This window comes from Nakamurella sp. (assembly GCF_044224575.1).
Classification (GTDB): domain Bacteria; phylum Actinomycetota; class Actinomycetes; order Mycobacteriales; family Nakamurellaceae; genus Nakamurella.
In genome coordinates, this window is record NZ_JBGAKE010000003.1 from 18,173 (window position 1) to 32,762 (window position 14,590).

Annotated in this window: 10 protein-coding genes; 7 read left to right on the top strand and 3 right to left on the bottom strand. The window is 74.0% G+C overall.

Features of this window, described 5'->3' with window-relative positions; translation table 11 throughout:
* Positions 1-77: 77 nt before the first annotated feature.
* Complete coding sequence (gene fdhA, locus ACILSK_RS04120) at positions 78-1,307, top strand: formaldehyde dehydrogenase, glutathione-independent (protein WP_395725859.1); 1,230 nt, start codon at positions 78-80, stop codon at positions 1,305-1,307.
* 25 nt (positions 1,308-1,332) lie between these two features.
* Here the strand turns inward: fdhA and ACILSK_RS04125 are convergent, their stop codons facing one another.
* Positions 1,333-2,283: an EamA family transporter gene (locus tag ACILSK_RS04125; protein WP_395725860.1), complete on the bottom strand. Its 951-nt coding sequence runs from the start codon at positions 2,281-2,283 to the stop codon at positions 1,333-1,335.
* Positions 2,284-2,350: 67 nt separating this feature from the next.
* On the opposite strand from ACILSK_RS04125, the gene ACILSK_RS04130 reads away from it, so the two are divergent.
* The 5 genes from ACILSK_RS04130 (at position 2,351) to eccB (ending at position 12,598) form a co-directional block, all read left to right on the top strand.
* Complete coding sequence (locus ACILSK_RS04130; protein ID WP_395725861.1) at positions 2,351-3,988, top strand: PLP-dependent aminotransferase family protein; 1,638 nt, start codon at positions 2,351-2,353, stop codon at positions 3,986-3,988.
* A gap of 696 nt (positions 3,989-4,684) precedes the next feature.
* Positions 4,685-4,984, top strand: coding sequence for a WXG100 family type VII secretion target (locus ACILSK_RS04135; protein ID WP_395725862.1), 300 nt, complete (start codon positions 4,685-4,687; stop codon positions 4,982-4,984).
* Positions 4,985-5,126: 142 nt separating this feature from the next.
* Positions 5,127-9,137, top strand: a complete 4,011-nt coding sequence (eccCa, locus tag ACILSK_RS04140; RefSeq protein ID WP_395725863.1) for a type VII secretion protein EccCa — start codon at positions 5,127-5,129, stop codon at positions 9,135-9,137.
* Positions 9,134-11,086 carry a type VII secretion integral membrane protein EccD gene (gene eccD, locus ACILSK_RS04145; RefSeq protein ID WP_395725864.1) on the top strand — a complete coding sequence of 651 codons (1,953 nt, stop codon included), beginning with the start codon at positions 9,134-9,136 and terminating at the stop codon, positions 11,084-11,086. The genes eccCa and eccD overlap by 4 nt, the downstream gene beginning before the upstream one ends.
* A 39-nt stretch (positions 11,087-11,125) precedes the next feature.
* On the top strand, positions 11,126-12,598 hold the full coding sequence (eccB, locus tag ACILSK_RS04150) for a type VII secretion protein EccB (RefSeq protein WP_395725865.1): 1,473 nt from the start codon (positions 11,126-11,128) through the stop codon (positions 12,596-12,598).
* 41 nt (positions 12,599-12,639) lie between these two features.
* On the opposite strand, the gene ACILSK_RS04155 is transcribed toward eccB, so the two are convergent.
* Together ACILSK_RS04155 and ACILSK_RS04160 are read right to left on the bottom strand one after the other, a co-directional pair.
* A complete protein-coding gene (locus ACILSK_RS04155) occupies positions 12,640-13,266 on the bottom strand; it encodes an MBL fold metallo-hydrolase (protein WP_395725866.1) in 627 nt (208 codons plus the stop codon).
* Positions 13,263-13,484: a hypothetical protein gene (locus tag ACILSK_RS04160; protein WP_395725867.1), complete on the bottom strand. Its 222-nt coding sequence runs from the start codon at positions 13,482-13,484 to the stop codon at positions 13,263-13,265. The genes ACILSK_RS04155 and ACILSK_RS04160 overlap by 4 nt, the downstream gene beginning before the upstream one ends.
* Positions 13,485-13,639: 155 nt before the next feature.
* Here ACILSK_RS04160 and ACILSK_RS04165 point away from each other — a divergent pair, with 155 nt between their 5' ends.
* Positions 13,640-14,575, top strand: a complete 936-nt coding sequence (locus ACILSK_RS04165) for a hypothetical protein (protein WP_395725868.1) — start codon at positions 13,640-13,642, stop codon at positions 14,573-14,575.
* The last annotated feature ends 15 nt before the right edge of the window (positions 14,576-14,590 follow it).

A 14,590-nucleotide genomic window follows, 5' to 3' on the forward strand; every position in this document is an offset into this window, starting at 1 on the left:
TCCCTAGTGTGGAAATGGCAACGTGACCTGACCGTGACCAACGGCTTGTCACTCCACCTCAACGAAGAGGAGACCGCATGTCGAGCAACCGCGCCGTGACCTATCAGGGTCCGATGAAGGTGGCCGTCCAGGACATCGAGTACCCGACGTTCGAATTGCGCGACGGCCCCGGGGTCAACCCGCTCAACGTGGGCCGCAAGGTGCCGCACGGCGCCATTCTCAAGGTGGTCACCACCAACATCTGCGGTTCCGACCAGCATATGGTCCGCGGTCGCACCACTGCCCCCGAGGGCCTGGTCCTGGGGCACGAGATCACCGGTGAGGTGATCGAGACCGGGCCCGGCGTCGAGTTCATCCAGGTCGGCGACATCTGCTCGGTGCCCTTCAACATCGCCTGTGGTCGCTGCAAGAACTGCAAGGAGGGCAAGACCGGCATCTGCCTGAACGTCAACCCCGACCGGCCGGGCTCGGCCTACGGCTACGTCGACATGGGCGGGTGGGTCGGCGGCCAGGCCGAGTACGTACTGGTGCCCTACGCCGACTGGAACCTGCTCAAGTTCCCGGATCGGGACCAGGCCCTGGAGAAGATCCTTGACCTGACCATGCTCTCGGACATCTTCCCCACCGGATATCACGGGGCCTATACCGCCGGTGCCACCACCGGGTCGACGGTGTACGTGGCCGGGGCCGGCCCGGTCGGCCTGGCCGCCGCGGTCTCCGCCCAGCTCCTCGGCGCGGCCGTGGTGATCGTCGGCGATCTGAACGAGGAACGGCTGGCCAAGGCCCGGTCGATCGGCTGCGAGACGGTGGACGTGTCCAAGGGCGATCCGAAGGACCAGATCGAGCAGATTCTCGGTGTGCCCGAGGTCGACTGTGCCGTCGACGCCGTCGGTTTCGAGGCCCGTGGGCACGGCAAGGACGCGAGCCACGAGGCGCCGGCCACCGTCCTGAACTCGATCATGGACCTGACCGCCGCCGGCGGCGCGCTCGGCATTCCGGGCCTGTACGTGACCGGCGACCCGGGCGCCGTCGACGATGCCGCCAAAGTCGGGTCGCTGTCCATCCGGCTGGGACTTGGCTGGGCCAAGTCACTCTCGTTCACCACCGGTCAGTGCCCGGTGATGAAGTACCACCGCGGCCTGATGAACGCGATCCTGCATGACAAGGTCAAGATCGGAGACGCGGTGAACGCCACCGTCATCGGCCTGGACCAGGCGCCCAAGGGCTACGCCGAGTTCGACTCCGGTGTCGCCCGCAAGTACGTCATCGACCCGCACAACACCACCGGCAAGGTCAGCGCCAACTGACCTCGCCGGCCGTCTGCTTCGCTGATCAGAGCCGGGTTCGATCGGGCATGTCCGGCCCGTCGGCCCGGCTTTGATCAGCGAGCCCGGGGTGGGGCCGGCGCATCCGGCCGGCCCGTAACCCGATCGCCAGTCCGCCGATCACCACCGAAATCCCTAGCCACACAACAGGTCCCGGCAGACTGCGACCGAGAACGGCACCGCCGAGGGCGGCCGAGACCGGCGCTATGCCGGTGAGCAGGCCCGCCGGCCCCGGGCCCAGCCGGCCCACCGCGGCATACCAGAGCACGAAGGCCACCGCAGTGACCGCGACGGCCAGCCAGGCGGACGCGGCCCACTGTTGAGCAGTCAGCTCCGCCACCGCGGCCGGCCCTTCCACGACCAGGCCAAGGACGGCGAACATTGCCGCGCCGAGCCAGACGGCGTGCAGCGACACCCCCAACGCGCCGTGCCGGCCCAGGACCGGCAGGGCGAACAGCGTGAAGCCGCACTCGCAGGCCAGCGCGACGGCCGCCCAGCCCAGGCCGGCCGCGTCGCTACGGCCCGCGCCCTCGACAAGTGCGCAGCCCGCGGTCACCACTACCGCGGCGGCCAGCACCGGCCCGGCCGGCCGATGCCGCTGGGCCAACGGCCCGAGCACACCGAGAAAGACCGGTGCGCAGGCCACCGCAACGGCAATCACCGCCGGTTCGGCGTGCTCGACGCCCCGGACCACGGCGATGTTGAACACCACCAGACCGGACACGGCCACCCCGGCCAGCCAGAGCCATTCCCGGCCGCGCGGACGCACCGCCGGGCGGCCCGCGGCCCGGCCGATCGCCAGCAACAGCAGCGCGGCCAGGGCGTACCGCGCCGCCTGCGCGGTGAACAGGGGGGCGTCGATCAGCAGCCCCGACACCACCACACTGCTGCCGACCAGCGCCATCCCGGTCGCCCCGGCAGCCACCGCCCGTCGATCGGTCGGACTGTCCGTCGTCATCACCGTCCCAGCCTGAGCCGATAATGGACCGGTGAACAGATCCAAGACAGCCGATGATGACAGGTCCATGGGCGGCACCGACTTCCTGGGCCTGCGCATCGGGCACGCGCCACCCGGCGCGATGTCGGGGTGGCTGGCCGCCCGGATCCGGGCGGCGGTGCGGGACGGGCGGCTGCGTCCGGGCGATCGACTGCCGGCCAGCCGCACCCTGGCGGCCGATCTGCAGGTCTCCCGCGGGGTCGTCACCGAGTCGTACCGGCGGCTCCTGGACGACGGCGTCGTCGTCACCCGCGGCCCCGGCGGCACCGTGGTCGCGCCGAGCGACGCCGGGTGGGACCGCGGTCCGTCCGCCCCGATCCCGGCGGCCGCCCCGGACGCCGCGGCGCCCGGGGCCCGGCCGGCGGCCGGGTCGGGGGCCACGGCAGCCGGGCCGGGGGCAACGGCAGCCGGGTCGGGCGCAACGGTCGCCGGGTCGGGCGCGACGGTCGCCGGGTCGGGCGCAACGGTCGCCGGGTCGGGCGCAACGGCCGGATCGGGCGCGACGGTCGCCGGGTTCGGCTTCGATGCCCCGGTCGGCGCCGACGTGTTCACCGCGCTGCGCACCCGGCCGTGCCGGTACGACCTGTCCCCCGGCCTGCCCGACCTGAGCGCGTTCCCGCGCGCCGCCTGGCTGCGCAGCGAACGGACCGCGCTGGGCGGGCTGTCCGCGCCGTCCCTGGGCTACGGAGACCCGGCCGGGGCGCCGCCGTTCCGCCGGGCCGTCGCGGGTTGGCTGGCCCGCTACCGCGGCATCACCGTCGATCCCGACCGGATCGTGATCGTCGCCGGCGTCGCCCAGGCGCTGGCGCTGCTGTGCCGCGTGCTGGCCCGGCGTGAACTCGGCGACATCGCGGTCGAGGACCCGGGTTCGCGGGGCGCGCGTCAGCAGCTGACGGATTGGGGGGCGCGAACCGTCCCGATCCCGGTCGACGACCAGGGGCTTCGGGTGGACCGGCTGGCCGCGTCCGGCGCCCCCACCGTGCTGGTCTCCCCGGCCCACCAGTTTCCGATGGGCGTGGTGCTCTCCGGGACCCGCCGGCGCGAGCTGGCGCGGTGGGCGGATGCCGGCGGCCTGATCATCGAGGACGACTACGACGCCGAGCACCGGTACGACCGGCCGCCGGTCGACGCGGTCAAAGCGGCCCGGCCGGATCGCACCTGCTACGCCGGCAGCGTGTCCAAGATCCTCGCGCCGGCGCTCCGCATCGGCTGGCTGGTGCCGCCGGCCGGGCTGTACGCGGAGGTCGTCGCCGCCAAGCAGCAGGCCGACCTGGGCAGCCCGGTGCTCGCCCAACTGGTCCTGGCCGACCTGATGGAGTCGGGCCAGCTGGAGGCCCACCTGCGGGCGGTTCGTCGCCGCCAGCGCCGCCGGCGGGACGCGATGATCGCGGGGCTGCGCCGTCATCTGCCGGACGCGACGGTGCACGGGGCGGCCGCCGGGCTGCACCTGACCGTTACCTTCGACGAACCGCGCGATCGGTCGATGGACGACATCACGCTGGCGACGCGGGCCCTGGCCGCCGGCGTCAAGGTGCAGCCGTTGTCCTGGCACCGGGTCCGGCCCGGGCCGCCGGGGCTGGTGCTCGGCTACGCGGCCGCCTCGACGGGGCACATCGAGGAGGCGATGATCGCGCTCGCCTCGGTCGTCGGCAGCCGGGGGCGTTGAGCCGGGTCAATCGTGGCGGTGGGCCGGGCAGGGTGCGGCGTCGGGCCGCAGACCACCGGTCCGCTGATCAATGTCCGACTGAACCCGACAATTCGACCCAGGTTCTGGGACCTGGATCAGCGAACCTCCGACTGAGGCTCGGCGGCTCATCCGGCGATGATCGGCCAGTTATCCACATTCCAATCGGAACCAGGTTGACCGGCCATTTCCGGTGGTAGCTTCATCGCATTGGTTCGAATCGACGAGGGAGGTGCCGGTGACAATCCAAGGACCGATCGGCGGTCGTGGCCAACTCGGCTACGACTCGGCGGCCATGCGCAGCGGACCGTCCCCGATGGACACCGCAACCGCCAAAGTCTGCGCCCTGCTCAATTCCATTCCAGTCGATCCGGGCCGAGGTCGACGGCCTGGCCGCGACATGGCGGGCTCCAACGTCGCCTTCACCACCGTCCTCAGTCGGTGGGCCACCCGCGCGTCCGTCACCAACGCCGCACGTCAAGGCATGCGTGACACGCTCGCCGGAGCCGACACCCGGTACACCCGGACGGAGCCGACGCCCGGTACACCCGGACGGAGCAGGCCCAGGTCGACCAGTACGCCGACGGCCAATTCCATCTGATTTCGCCCCCCTTACCGGCGGTCGTAGAAACGATCGACCGCCGCATTTATCGACCCTTTCCCTGAATGGACGGTTCAATGACGGCAGCCGGCGGACCAATTCACCTGAGCTTTCCGGCAATGCAGACGGCTGAGGATTCATTGACACGCCAATTGACCGGGCTGCGCAGCCGGCCGGCGCAGCTCGCCGGCCACCGGCAACCGCTCGTGCACAGTTGGCGCAGCGAGGCCCAGGCCGCCTACCTCGTCCACAGCCAGGGCTGGGAAGCGGCGGCCGACGACCTGGCGTCGATGCTCGCCGCGATCATCTCGGCGCTGGGCAGCACGTCGGCCGACTACCTGGCCACCGAGGGCCGGATCGCCGCGGCCTTCAGCTGACCCCCACCCTCGGCGCAGCGCAGGACCGCCGCCGACCGCGTCCTCACGGATTCGGCGCGGTCGCCGTCGCCGCGTGGCAGGATCGGGCCCGACCAGGGCCGGTGGTCCGGCCACGGGCGGGACCACTTCGGGAGCATGTGCCGTGACCACTGCGGTTTTCCGCCGGCCGCCACGCCGGGAACCACCGGCCGTGACGGTCGGCGAGGCCGATGTCCGGCCTGCCCCCACGTTGCCCGCCCGGCAGGGCGGCGGGATGGGCGCCGTCCTGGTCCTGCTGCCCGCGTTGGCCGGCTTCGGCGCGATGGCGCTCATCTTCGCCTCCGGTGGTTCCGGTCTGCACATGGCGGCGGGCGTGCTGTTCGGGGTCTCCATGGTCGCCGTCGCGGCCGGTCAGCTGATCCGGGTCGGCGGCGACCGGTCCCGGAAGATCGCCGGCGCCCGGCGCGACTACTTCCGGCATCTCGCCCGGGTCCGCGATCAGGCCCGGGCGGCCGCGACCGCCCAGCGGCAGGCGTTGACGTGGATCCATCCGGCTCCCGATGCGCTGGCCTCGCTGGCCCGCACCAGCCGGCTCTGGGAGCGCCGCCCCACCGATCCGGACTTCGCCGCCACCCGCATCGCCGTCGGCGATCAGGAACTGTCGATGATCCTGCCACCCGCCGACGGGCGGCCGGCCGACGACGTCGACCCGGTGGCGGCGGTCGCCCGCGAACGCCTCCTGCGGATCCATCGGACAGTGCCCGCGCTTCCGGTGGCGCTCTCGTTGCGGTCCTTCTCCGTCGTTCGGTTCGAGGGCAACCTGCCGGCCGCCCGGCGAATGGCCGCCGCGCTGCTGCTGCAGGCCGTCTGCTGGCACGCGCCGACCGAACTGCGGTTGGCGGTGTGCCTTCCGCCCGGGTCCGGACCGGACCGGGCCCGCTCCTGGGACTGGCTCAAGTGGGTGCCGCACCTGGCCGACCCCGCCGGGTCACCGACCCGTCCGCCGGTGCTGGCGGTCGCCGACAGCCTTCCGGCGCTCGAGGCCATCCTGGCCGACGAACTCGCCGGCCGACCCTGGGCCGAGGTGGGCGCCGGTCCGCTCGCCGATCGCAGCCATCTCGTGGTGCTGGTCGACGGCGGCTCCGGGGCGGCGCGGGCCGGCGGCCAGCTCGACGGGCCGCAGGGGCTGCTGGGGGTCACCGTCCTGCAGATCGGCGGGGACGGCGACCTACCCGTCGGGCGGAGCCTGCGATTGCGGGTGACCGACACCGACGTGCAGACCGTGACGGTCGACCGGATCGGCCATGAACTCACCGGGTACGTCGGCATCCCGGACCAGGTGACGCCCGCGGTCGCGGCGGCCACCTGCCGGCACCTGACCGACCTGCGCCCGCCCGGCAACGGCCCGGCCGAGCCGATGACGGCCGCCACCGGTCTGGCCGATCTGCTCGGCGTGGCGAACGTGCGCACGCTGGATCCGGCGGTCAGCTGGCAGCCCCGGCCGGCGCGGGATCGCCTGCGCGTGGCGATCGGCGTGGGCAGCAGCGGACAACCGGTCGACCTCGACCTCAAGGAGGCCGCCGAGGGCGGCATGGGTCCGCACGGCCTGGTCGTCGGCGCCACCGGGTCGGGCAAGTCGGAGCTGCTGCGCACCCTGGTCCTCGGACTGGCCATCACCCACCCGCCGGACCTGCTGAACTTCGTGCTCGTCGACTTCAAGGGGGGCGCCACCTTCACCCGGCTGGACGCCCTGCCCCACACGTCCGCGGTGATCACCAACCTCCATGATCATCTCGACCTGGTCGACCGGATGTCCGATGCCCTGGCGGGTGAGCTGGCCCGGCGGATGGAACTGCTCCGGGCCGCCGGCGACTTCGCCTCGCTGCGCGACTACGACCGGGCCCGGGCCGACACCCGCCCCGATCTGACCGCCGTGCCCTCGTTGCTGGTGGTCGTCGACGAGTTCAGCGAGTTGCTGACCGCGAAACCGGAATTCCTGGACGTCTTCATGACGATCGGGCGGGTCGGCCGGTCGTTGGGCGTGCACCTGCTGCTCGCGTCCCAGCGGCTCGAGGAGGGGCGGCTCCGCGGTCTCGACACCCACCTGTCGTACCGGATCGGGCTGAAGACGTTCTCGGCGGCGGAATCCCGCGTCGTGCTCGGCGTCGACGATGCGTACCGGCTGCCCACCGCCCCCGGGAACGGGTACCTCCGGTTCGACACGAGTGAGTTGGTGCGGTTCAAGGCCGCGTTCGTGTCGGGCCCGGTCCGCGACCGGCGAACCGAGCCGGCGGCCGTGGCCCGACCGGAGCCGCAGGTGTTCCGGTTGTCATCGGCGGTTCCGATCGACACCGTCGCCGGGGCGGCCGGGGCGGTGGCCGGCCCCGCCCCCGGCGAGGTGGTCGTGCCGGGCGAACCGGACCGGAGCCCCGCGAGCCCGGCCGGCACCGTGCTGGAGATCGGCGTGTCCCGGCTGGCCGGGGCCGGGGTGCCGGCCCACGAGGTCTGGCTGCCGCCGCTGCAGGATCCGCCGTCGCTGGACCTGCTGTTGCCGGCATCGCCGCGCCAGCCCGGTGCCGGGTTCGGCCGGGTCCCGCTGGGCTGGGTGGACCGGCCGTTCGAACAGACCCGCGGCGTCCTCGAGCTGGACCTGGCCGGGGCGGCAGGACACGTCGCGATCGTCGGCGCGCCGCAGAGCGGCAAGTCGACCGCGCTGCGCACCCTGGTCTGCGCCCTGGCGCTCACCCACGGTCCCGGTGAACTGTCGATGTACTGCCTGGACCTGGGCGGCGGTTCCCTCGCCGCCCTGGCCGGGCTGCCGCAGGTCGGCGCGGTGGCCGGCCGCCTGCAGCCGGACCTGGTCCGGCGCACGGTGTCCATGGTCGAACGGGTGCTCGGTGAGCGGGAGGCGGCGTTCGCCGCCACCGGGGTCTCGTCGGTGGCCGACTGGCGCCGGCGCGCGGCGGCGGCCCGGACCGGCGACCTGGATCCGGGCGGGTACGGGGACCTCATCCTGGTCATCGACGGGTGGGGCGCGGTGCGGGAGGCGTTCGAGCCGCTCGAATCGCGGCTGATGTCGATCGCGGCCAGCGGGCTGAATTACGGGGTCCATCTGGTCATCACCGCGACCCGCTGGCCGGAGATCCGGCCGGCGCTCAAGGACCTGATCGGCACCCGGGTCGAGCTCCGGCTGGGCGACCCGCTGGACTCCGATGTCCACTCCCGCCTCGCCGCCGCCGTGCCGGTGGACCGGCCGGGACGGGGCCTGAACCGCGACGGCCTGCACCTGCTGACCGCGGTCCCCCGGGTCGACGGCCGCACCACCACAGCGGACCTGCCCGCCGCGACCGCCCGGCTGATCGAGCTGGTGCGGGGCCGTTGGCCGGGCCGGGCCCCCGGGGTGCGGGTGCTGCCGGCCACGGTGCGCCCGGCCGATCTGCCGGCGCAGCCGGATCGCGCCGGGGGCGTCGTGCTGGGCCTGGACGAGAACCTGCGCCCGGTCCGCTGGGATCCGTTCGCCGACCGGCATCTGCTGGTGTTCGGGGAGGAGCAGACGGGCAAGTCGACGCTGCTGCTCCGGTTGATCCGCGAACTGTCCGCGGACGACGGACTCGACGATGCCCGGTTCATCGTGTTCGACCCGGACCGCCGGCTGCAGAACCTGCCCTTCCGGCCGGACCAGTTGATCGCGTCGGCGGCCACCGGGCGGGACGCGGCGGGGATCGTCTCGGCCAACGCGCAGCGGCTGGCCGCCCGGCTGCCCCCGCCCGGGACGCCGATCGGCGAGGTTGCCTCCCGCGCCTGGTGGGGGTCGCCCGCCGACATCTACCTGATCGTGGACAACTACGAACGGCTGGCCGGGGCGGCGCCGCTGACCCCGCTCGTGCCGCTGCTGGACCACGCCGCCGACATCGGATTGCACCTGATCGTCGCCCGGCAGGCCCGGGGCGCCGCCCGCGCTGTGTACGACTCCATCTACGCCACACTGAAGGACGCGGGGAGCCCGGCCCTGCTGCTGTCCGGGCCCGAATCGGAGGGCACGGTCATCGGTCGCAGCAAGATGACGTCCCGGCCACCGGGGCGGGGCGTGTGGGTGCCGCGGCGCGGTGACGAGGTCGTCGTGCAGACCGTCCTGGAGCCGGCCGCGGCCGGGTGGGATCGGCGGGGCTCATGACCGAGCCGACACCCCCGCCGCCGGTCACCGCAGCGCCGTCCGACACCGACCACCGCAGCCACCGGACGTCGAACCGTCCGGTCGGTCCCGCCGGGACGGACGCGCTTTCGGCGCAGCCGGGTGCCCCGGCCGAGCACCCGCTGCAGCCGGACTCCCCGGTCGAGCACCCGGCGCAGCCTGGCGTCTCGGCCGAGTTGTCGGCGCGGCCCGACCCCCGGGCCCAGCGGGACGGGCACCCGGCGCCCGAGCCGCCCGGCGGTCCCGGCGACTCCCGGCGGCCGTTGCTGATGGATCCCGCGGGAACCCGGCCGAGCGGCTTCGCTCCGCCGACCGCGCCGGCCGGCCTGACCACCTCGGTGGAGCCGGCCGATCCGGTGGCCGACCGGGCCCCGATCCACTCGCCCGCCCGGCGCCTGCCGGCCAGCCCGTGGGCGCCGGGCGCCGCCGCCCAGGCCCGGCCGGGGCGGCCGCACACCCCGTCGGTGCTCGCCGGTCCCACGCCGACCGGGCCCCCGGTCGGTCAGCGATCGGCGACGCTCGAGACGGTGCGATCCGAATCGGCGTTCGGTCCCGCCAGCCGCATCGTGACGGTCAGCGTCCGGACCCCGTCGTCCCGGATCGACCTCGCCCTGCCGGACCGGACGACCATGGCCGAGGTCCTGGAGACCGTGCTGGAGCTGGCGCCGCGATCGCTGCGCGAGCAGGCCATGGCGCACGGCGGCTGGATTCTGCGCACCGCGGCCGGTCGGCCGCTGCCCGGGTCGAGCACCCTGCTGGACGAGGGCGTCGCCAGTGGCGCGACGGTGTACCTGGCGGGCGCGGACACCGCCGAACCGGCGGTCGTGCACGACGATGTGGCCGACGCGATCGCCGATGAGGTGCGGACGGGCACCGCGGCCTGGACGGCCGGCGCCGGCCGGGCCGTCGCCCTGGGCAGCTGTGCGGCGTTCGGCGTTCTGGCCATCCTGGCCACGCTCGCCCTCGGACCGCCCTGGGTGGCGCCGGCGGTGTCCCTGGCCGGCCTCGCCGTGGCCGCCCAGGTGATTGCCGGACTGCTGGCCCGGCGCCGGGGCGACAACGGAGCCGCGCTGACGATCGGCCTGCTGTCCGTGCCGGCCGGGGCGGCGGCCGCCACCGTCGCCACCGCCGGATCGGACCCCCTGACCTCGCTCGGCCCGCTGCCCTGGCTGGCGGGGACGCTGACCGCCGGCGTGCTCGCCGGCACCGCGACGGCGGCCGTCGGGTCGCACCGGGTCGCGTTCGGCGCCGTGATCACCTCGGCCGGTTTGCTGGCCGCAGCCGGTGCGCTCGGCGCCGGGTTCGGTCTCGGCGCGTTCGGCGCGGCGGCCCTGGTCTGCGGGCTCGCGGTCTGCCTGATGCCGGCGGTGCCGAGCCTGTCGCTGCGGTTGGCGGCCTTCGATGCCGATCCGCTGCCGGTCTCGCCCCAGGAACTGGGCGCGGCGGCCCGCCGGCCCGCCGACGGCGGCGACGCCCGGATCCGCACCCGTCGCGCGGTACACCTGCTCACCGCGCTGCTGCATGGCCTGGCGTGGCCGACGCTCGCCGCCGGGGTCGTGCTGGCTCTCGGCGATGCCCCGGCCGGGTCCGCGCTGGCCGCGGTCGTCGGGCTGGCCATGCTGCTGCGCGCCCGGCTGTTCCGCACGGTCGGGCAGCGGCTTCCGCTCCTGCTGTGCGGGGTGGGTTGCCTGCTCGCGGTGCCCACCGGTGTGGTCATCCACGCGGAGTCCACGCTGACCGTCGTCCTGATGATCGCGGTCGCGATGGCCGGCGCGGTGGGCGCGGCGACGATCGCCGGCCGGCGGACCCCCCGCACCCCGGCGATGGCGCGCGCGGCGGAAATCGGCGATCTGCTGCTGACGATCGCGGTCATCCCGCTGGTCGCGGCCGTGCTCGGCGCCTTCGCCTTCGTCCGCGGGCTCGGCGGCTGAGTCGATGACGACCGGCAGGACAGCGGGCGGGCACCGGGAATGACGGCCGATACCCGGGACGAGCTCGCCGCCCACCGGTTCCGCAGCCGACGGATGCGGTCGGCCCTGCTCACCGGTGATCCGGACGGGTCGGGCGCGCCGCTGTCCCGGCTCGGCGCCGGGGTGTACGGGGGCATCCTGGTCACCGTGCTGCTGCTGGCGGTCGCCGGGATCGACGGGGTTCTGCGACCGGGAGGTTCGACGGCCTGGCAGGAATCGGGAGCGTTCATCGTCGACGACGACACCGGCGCCCGGTACGTCTTCCTGGACGGCGCGCTGCACCCGATGCTGAACTACGCCTCGGCCAAGCTGCTGCTCGGCGACGGCCTGCACGTCGTCACGGTCTCCGGGTCCTCCCTCGACTCCGCCGTCCGCGGTCCCATGCTCGGCATCCCGATGGCGCCGGACTCGTTGCCGGACGCGACGCAGATCGTCGGGCCGGCCTGGTCGGTGTGTGCGGTGGGTCGGGCGGCCGACGGCGACCGGCTGAGCACGCAGATCCGGCCGGGGGTCACCGCCGCCGGCGCCCCGCTCGACAGCGGCCACGGCCTGCTGGTGCGGACCGAACAGGGCCGAAGCTCCATGCTCTGGTCGGGGTCGGCCTATCCGATTGCCGATGAGTGGTTGCCGGCGTTGGGCTACCACGACGCCGCCCCGCTGCTGGTGGACGAGACGTTCGTGGCCGCGCTGCCCGCCGGCCGGCCGCTGGCCCCACCCGACATTGCGGGGCTGGGCGAACCCGGGCCGCCGCTGCCGGGGTCGAGCCAGCCGACCACCGTCGGCACGATCTACGCGGACCGCACCAACGCGTCCTACGTGATGACCCGGGACGGGCTGGCATCGTTGACGCCGTTGCAGGTGCAGCTGCTGCTGGCCGATCCGGCGCTGGCCGGTGCCTATGCCGGCAGCGACCCGACCCCGCTCAAGGTCACCCAGGCGCAGGTCACCGAGGCTGCCCCGAAGCCGCTCCCCGACCCGGTGGCCCCGTCGACATCCGTTCCTACCGGCGGGACGTCGGCCGCGCCCGGGCCATCGAGCTCGGCCTCGACCCCGTCGTCGGACCCGACCTCGACGCCGGCGCCGTCATCGCCCGCTCCCGCCCCCACGACAGCGCCCACGCCGGCCGACCCGGCCCCCGGGGAACAGCAGTTCTGCGCCCGGTACACCGGGGGATCGGCGCCCGACCTGGCCATCGGACCGGCCGAACCGGCGCCGGGCGGCACCAACGGTCCGGTCCGGCTCGCCCCCGGCCAGGGCTCGCTGATCGCCCCGCTCCCGGGCCCGGAGGGCACCGGAGGCCCGATCGCCCTGGTCACCGACGCGGGCATCCGGTATCCGCTGGCCGATCAACGCGCCCTCGAGTCCATCGGCCTGGCCGGGTCGCCCATTGCGCAGCTCCCGCCGGCGCTGATTGCCGCCATGCCCGTCGGACCAACCCTGGACCGCGCCGCCGCCGCCGCGCCGGCCGGCTGAACCGGCCGGCTGACCGGGCCAGGCCGCCGGCGCCGGGTTTCTCAGCCGGCGCCGGGCCGCCATGGCTCGTGCGTGTGCGCCAGCCAGACGTGCGCGGGGTTCAGGGCCCGCACCAGTCGCTGACCCTCGGTGCGCGGTTCATCGAGTTCGCCGAACCACACGGCCACGTCGCCGGCGATGACGACCGGACGCCCGCCGGCGTCGACCGGATCGATCACCACCACCTGGGTGCCGGGAGTGTGGCCCGGGGCCGGGACGAGGCGAACCCCGGGCAGCAGTTCGAACTCGCCGTCGACCGGCACGTAGCGCACCTCCGGCGGATCGACCCACTCGTGGATGGTGTAGTCGTCCTGACCGCGCGCGTCGTCGAGTTCGCGACGCTGGACGTAGATCGGCCGCCCGGTGAAAAGGTGGTTGCCGCCGCAATGGTCGAAGTGCAGGTGGGTGTTGACGACCAGGTCGATGCCGGCGGGATCGACGTCCTGCCGGTGCCACGGCCGCAACCGCGGATCCATGTCGGCGACCGCCGGATGCAGTTCCTTGATCCCGGTGTCGACCAGCACCCGCCCGTCGGGGTGGTCGATGACGTGGGCGTAGACCGGCATCCGCTCGCCCTCCACGAACAGATCGGCGACGAGGACCGGCGTGACGGTGACGGTCGCGTTCATCGTGCACCCACGGTCGCCCCGAGCGTGGCGGGCAGGTCGAAGAGCCGGACCACTGCGCGGTCGACCGTGATGATCTCGCTGACGAACCCGTCCGGATCGCGCAGCACGTCGGGGGCCGGCGGGTCGTATGCGGGGTCGTGCAGGTGCGGTTCGCGGCGGTGCGGCTCGACTCGGGCACCGAATCCCCGTTCGTTCAGGGGCCGGAGTTCGTCGGTCATGATGTCCATGGTGAGTGTGACTGCGGCCGGCCGGCCAACTCATCGCCCGGCCGGGACCGCTGCGTGTTCCGAAACGGGCCCAACGCCTCTGGGCGGCCCGGGGGCCGGAGCGAATGATCGGTATGGGTCGGGTCTCGTCGGAGAGGTCGCCGGTCATGAAGACACGTGGTGCTCGTCGGTTCATCGGTGCGGTGCTGGGCGTTGTCGTGGTGCTCTCGGCGGCGGCCTGCGGCGCGTCGCCGGGCACCCCGATGCCCGCAGGCTCACCCGCCGACCCCACCACATCGGCATCGCCGACACCGGGGCCGACGACGAGCCCACCGGCACCGACCCAACCGTCCACCGCTGAGTCGACCCCGCCGACCACAGCCGGTGACGAGACCGGCGGGAGTCCGGACGGGCAGCAAGACGGGACCATCGACGGGCAGGAGGACACCGCAACGGCCGGCACCGCCGCCCAGGCGCTGGCGCCCTTCTTCGCCGCCGTCGACGAGATCGACGGGCGGCTCCAGGCCGCGGCCACGGCGGTCAACGCCGGGCTCGGGGATCAGGACGTGACCTTCGACCGGTCGACGGTCGACCTGGTGGACGCCGCCGCTCCGTGGCCGGCCGCGGACGCGATCCCGGCCGGTCTCGATCCGGCCACCGAGCAGTCCGTCCTGCTCGTGTACAGCGACCTGGTCTCCCGCTTCGGCGCGCTGCGCGGCGGCGACTGCCTGCAGGTGGGGACGGTGCCCCGGGCCTCGCTCAACGCCGACTGCTTCGTGCGCGGCCACGCGGCGAAGGTTCGGATGCCCGGCGATGTCCAGGCCGCGCACACCGTGGCCGCGGCATCGATGCTCGGCACACCGGGTCCCGGTTCACCCGAGGCCGCCGAGGTGCTGCTGCGCATCGAGTACATCAACAAGGCCAACCTCGGCTGCGGCACGATGGGTGGCTTCATCGCCACCGACCCCATCCCCGTCGAGTGGGCGAGCGAACCTTCGGGCGACCCCACCCGGCCGCCGACCGACGGCAAGGTCAACGGCGTCCGGTTCCGGGCCGCCTTCGACGAGTCGGCCGGATGGAGCATCGAACTCCTGGCCTGCTGATCCGCGTCCCGGCCG

Excerpts from the sequence above, each read along its gene's own strand:
- ACILSK_RS04130 (WP_395725861.1), top strand. The coding sequence starts at position 2,351 with ATGGGCGGCACCGACTTCCTGGGCCTGCGCATCGGGCACGCGCCACCC.
- ACILSK_RS04165 (WP_395725868.1), top strand. The coding sequence starts at position 13,640 with ATGAAGACACGTGGTGCTCGTCGGTTCATCGGTGCGGTGCTGGGCGTT.
- ACILSK_RS04160 (WP_395725867.1), bottom strand. The coding sequence starts at position 13,484 with ATGACCGACGAACTCCGGCCCCTGAACGAACGGGGATTCGGTGCCCGA.
- fdhA (WP_395725859.1), top strand. The coding sequence starts at position 78 with ATGTCGAGCAACCGCGCCGTGACCTATCAGGGTCCGATGAAGGTGGCC.
- ACILSK_RS04125 (WP_395725860.1), bottom strand. The coding sequence starts at position 2,283 with ATGACGACGGACAGTCCGACCGATCGACGGGCGGTGGCTGCCGGGGCG.
- eccB (WP_395725865.1), top strand. The coding sequence starts at position 11,126 with ATGACGGCCGATACCCGGGACGAGCTCGCCGCCCACCGGTTCCGCAGC.
- ACILSK_RS04135 (WP_395725862.1), top strand. The coding sequence starts at position 4,685 with ATGACGGCAGCCGGCGGACCAATTCACCTGAGCTTTCCGGCAATGCAG.
- eccD (WP_395725864.1), top strand. The coding sequence starts at position 9,134 with ATGACCGAGCCGACACCCCCGCCGCCGGTCACCGCAGCGCCGTCCGAC.
- ACILSK_RS04155 (WP_395725866.1), bottom strand. The coding sequence starts at position 13,266 with ATGAACGCGACCGTCACCGTCACGCCGGTCCTCGTCGCCGATCTGTTC.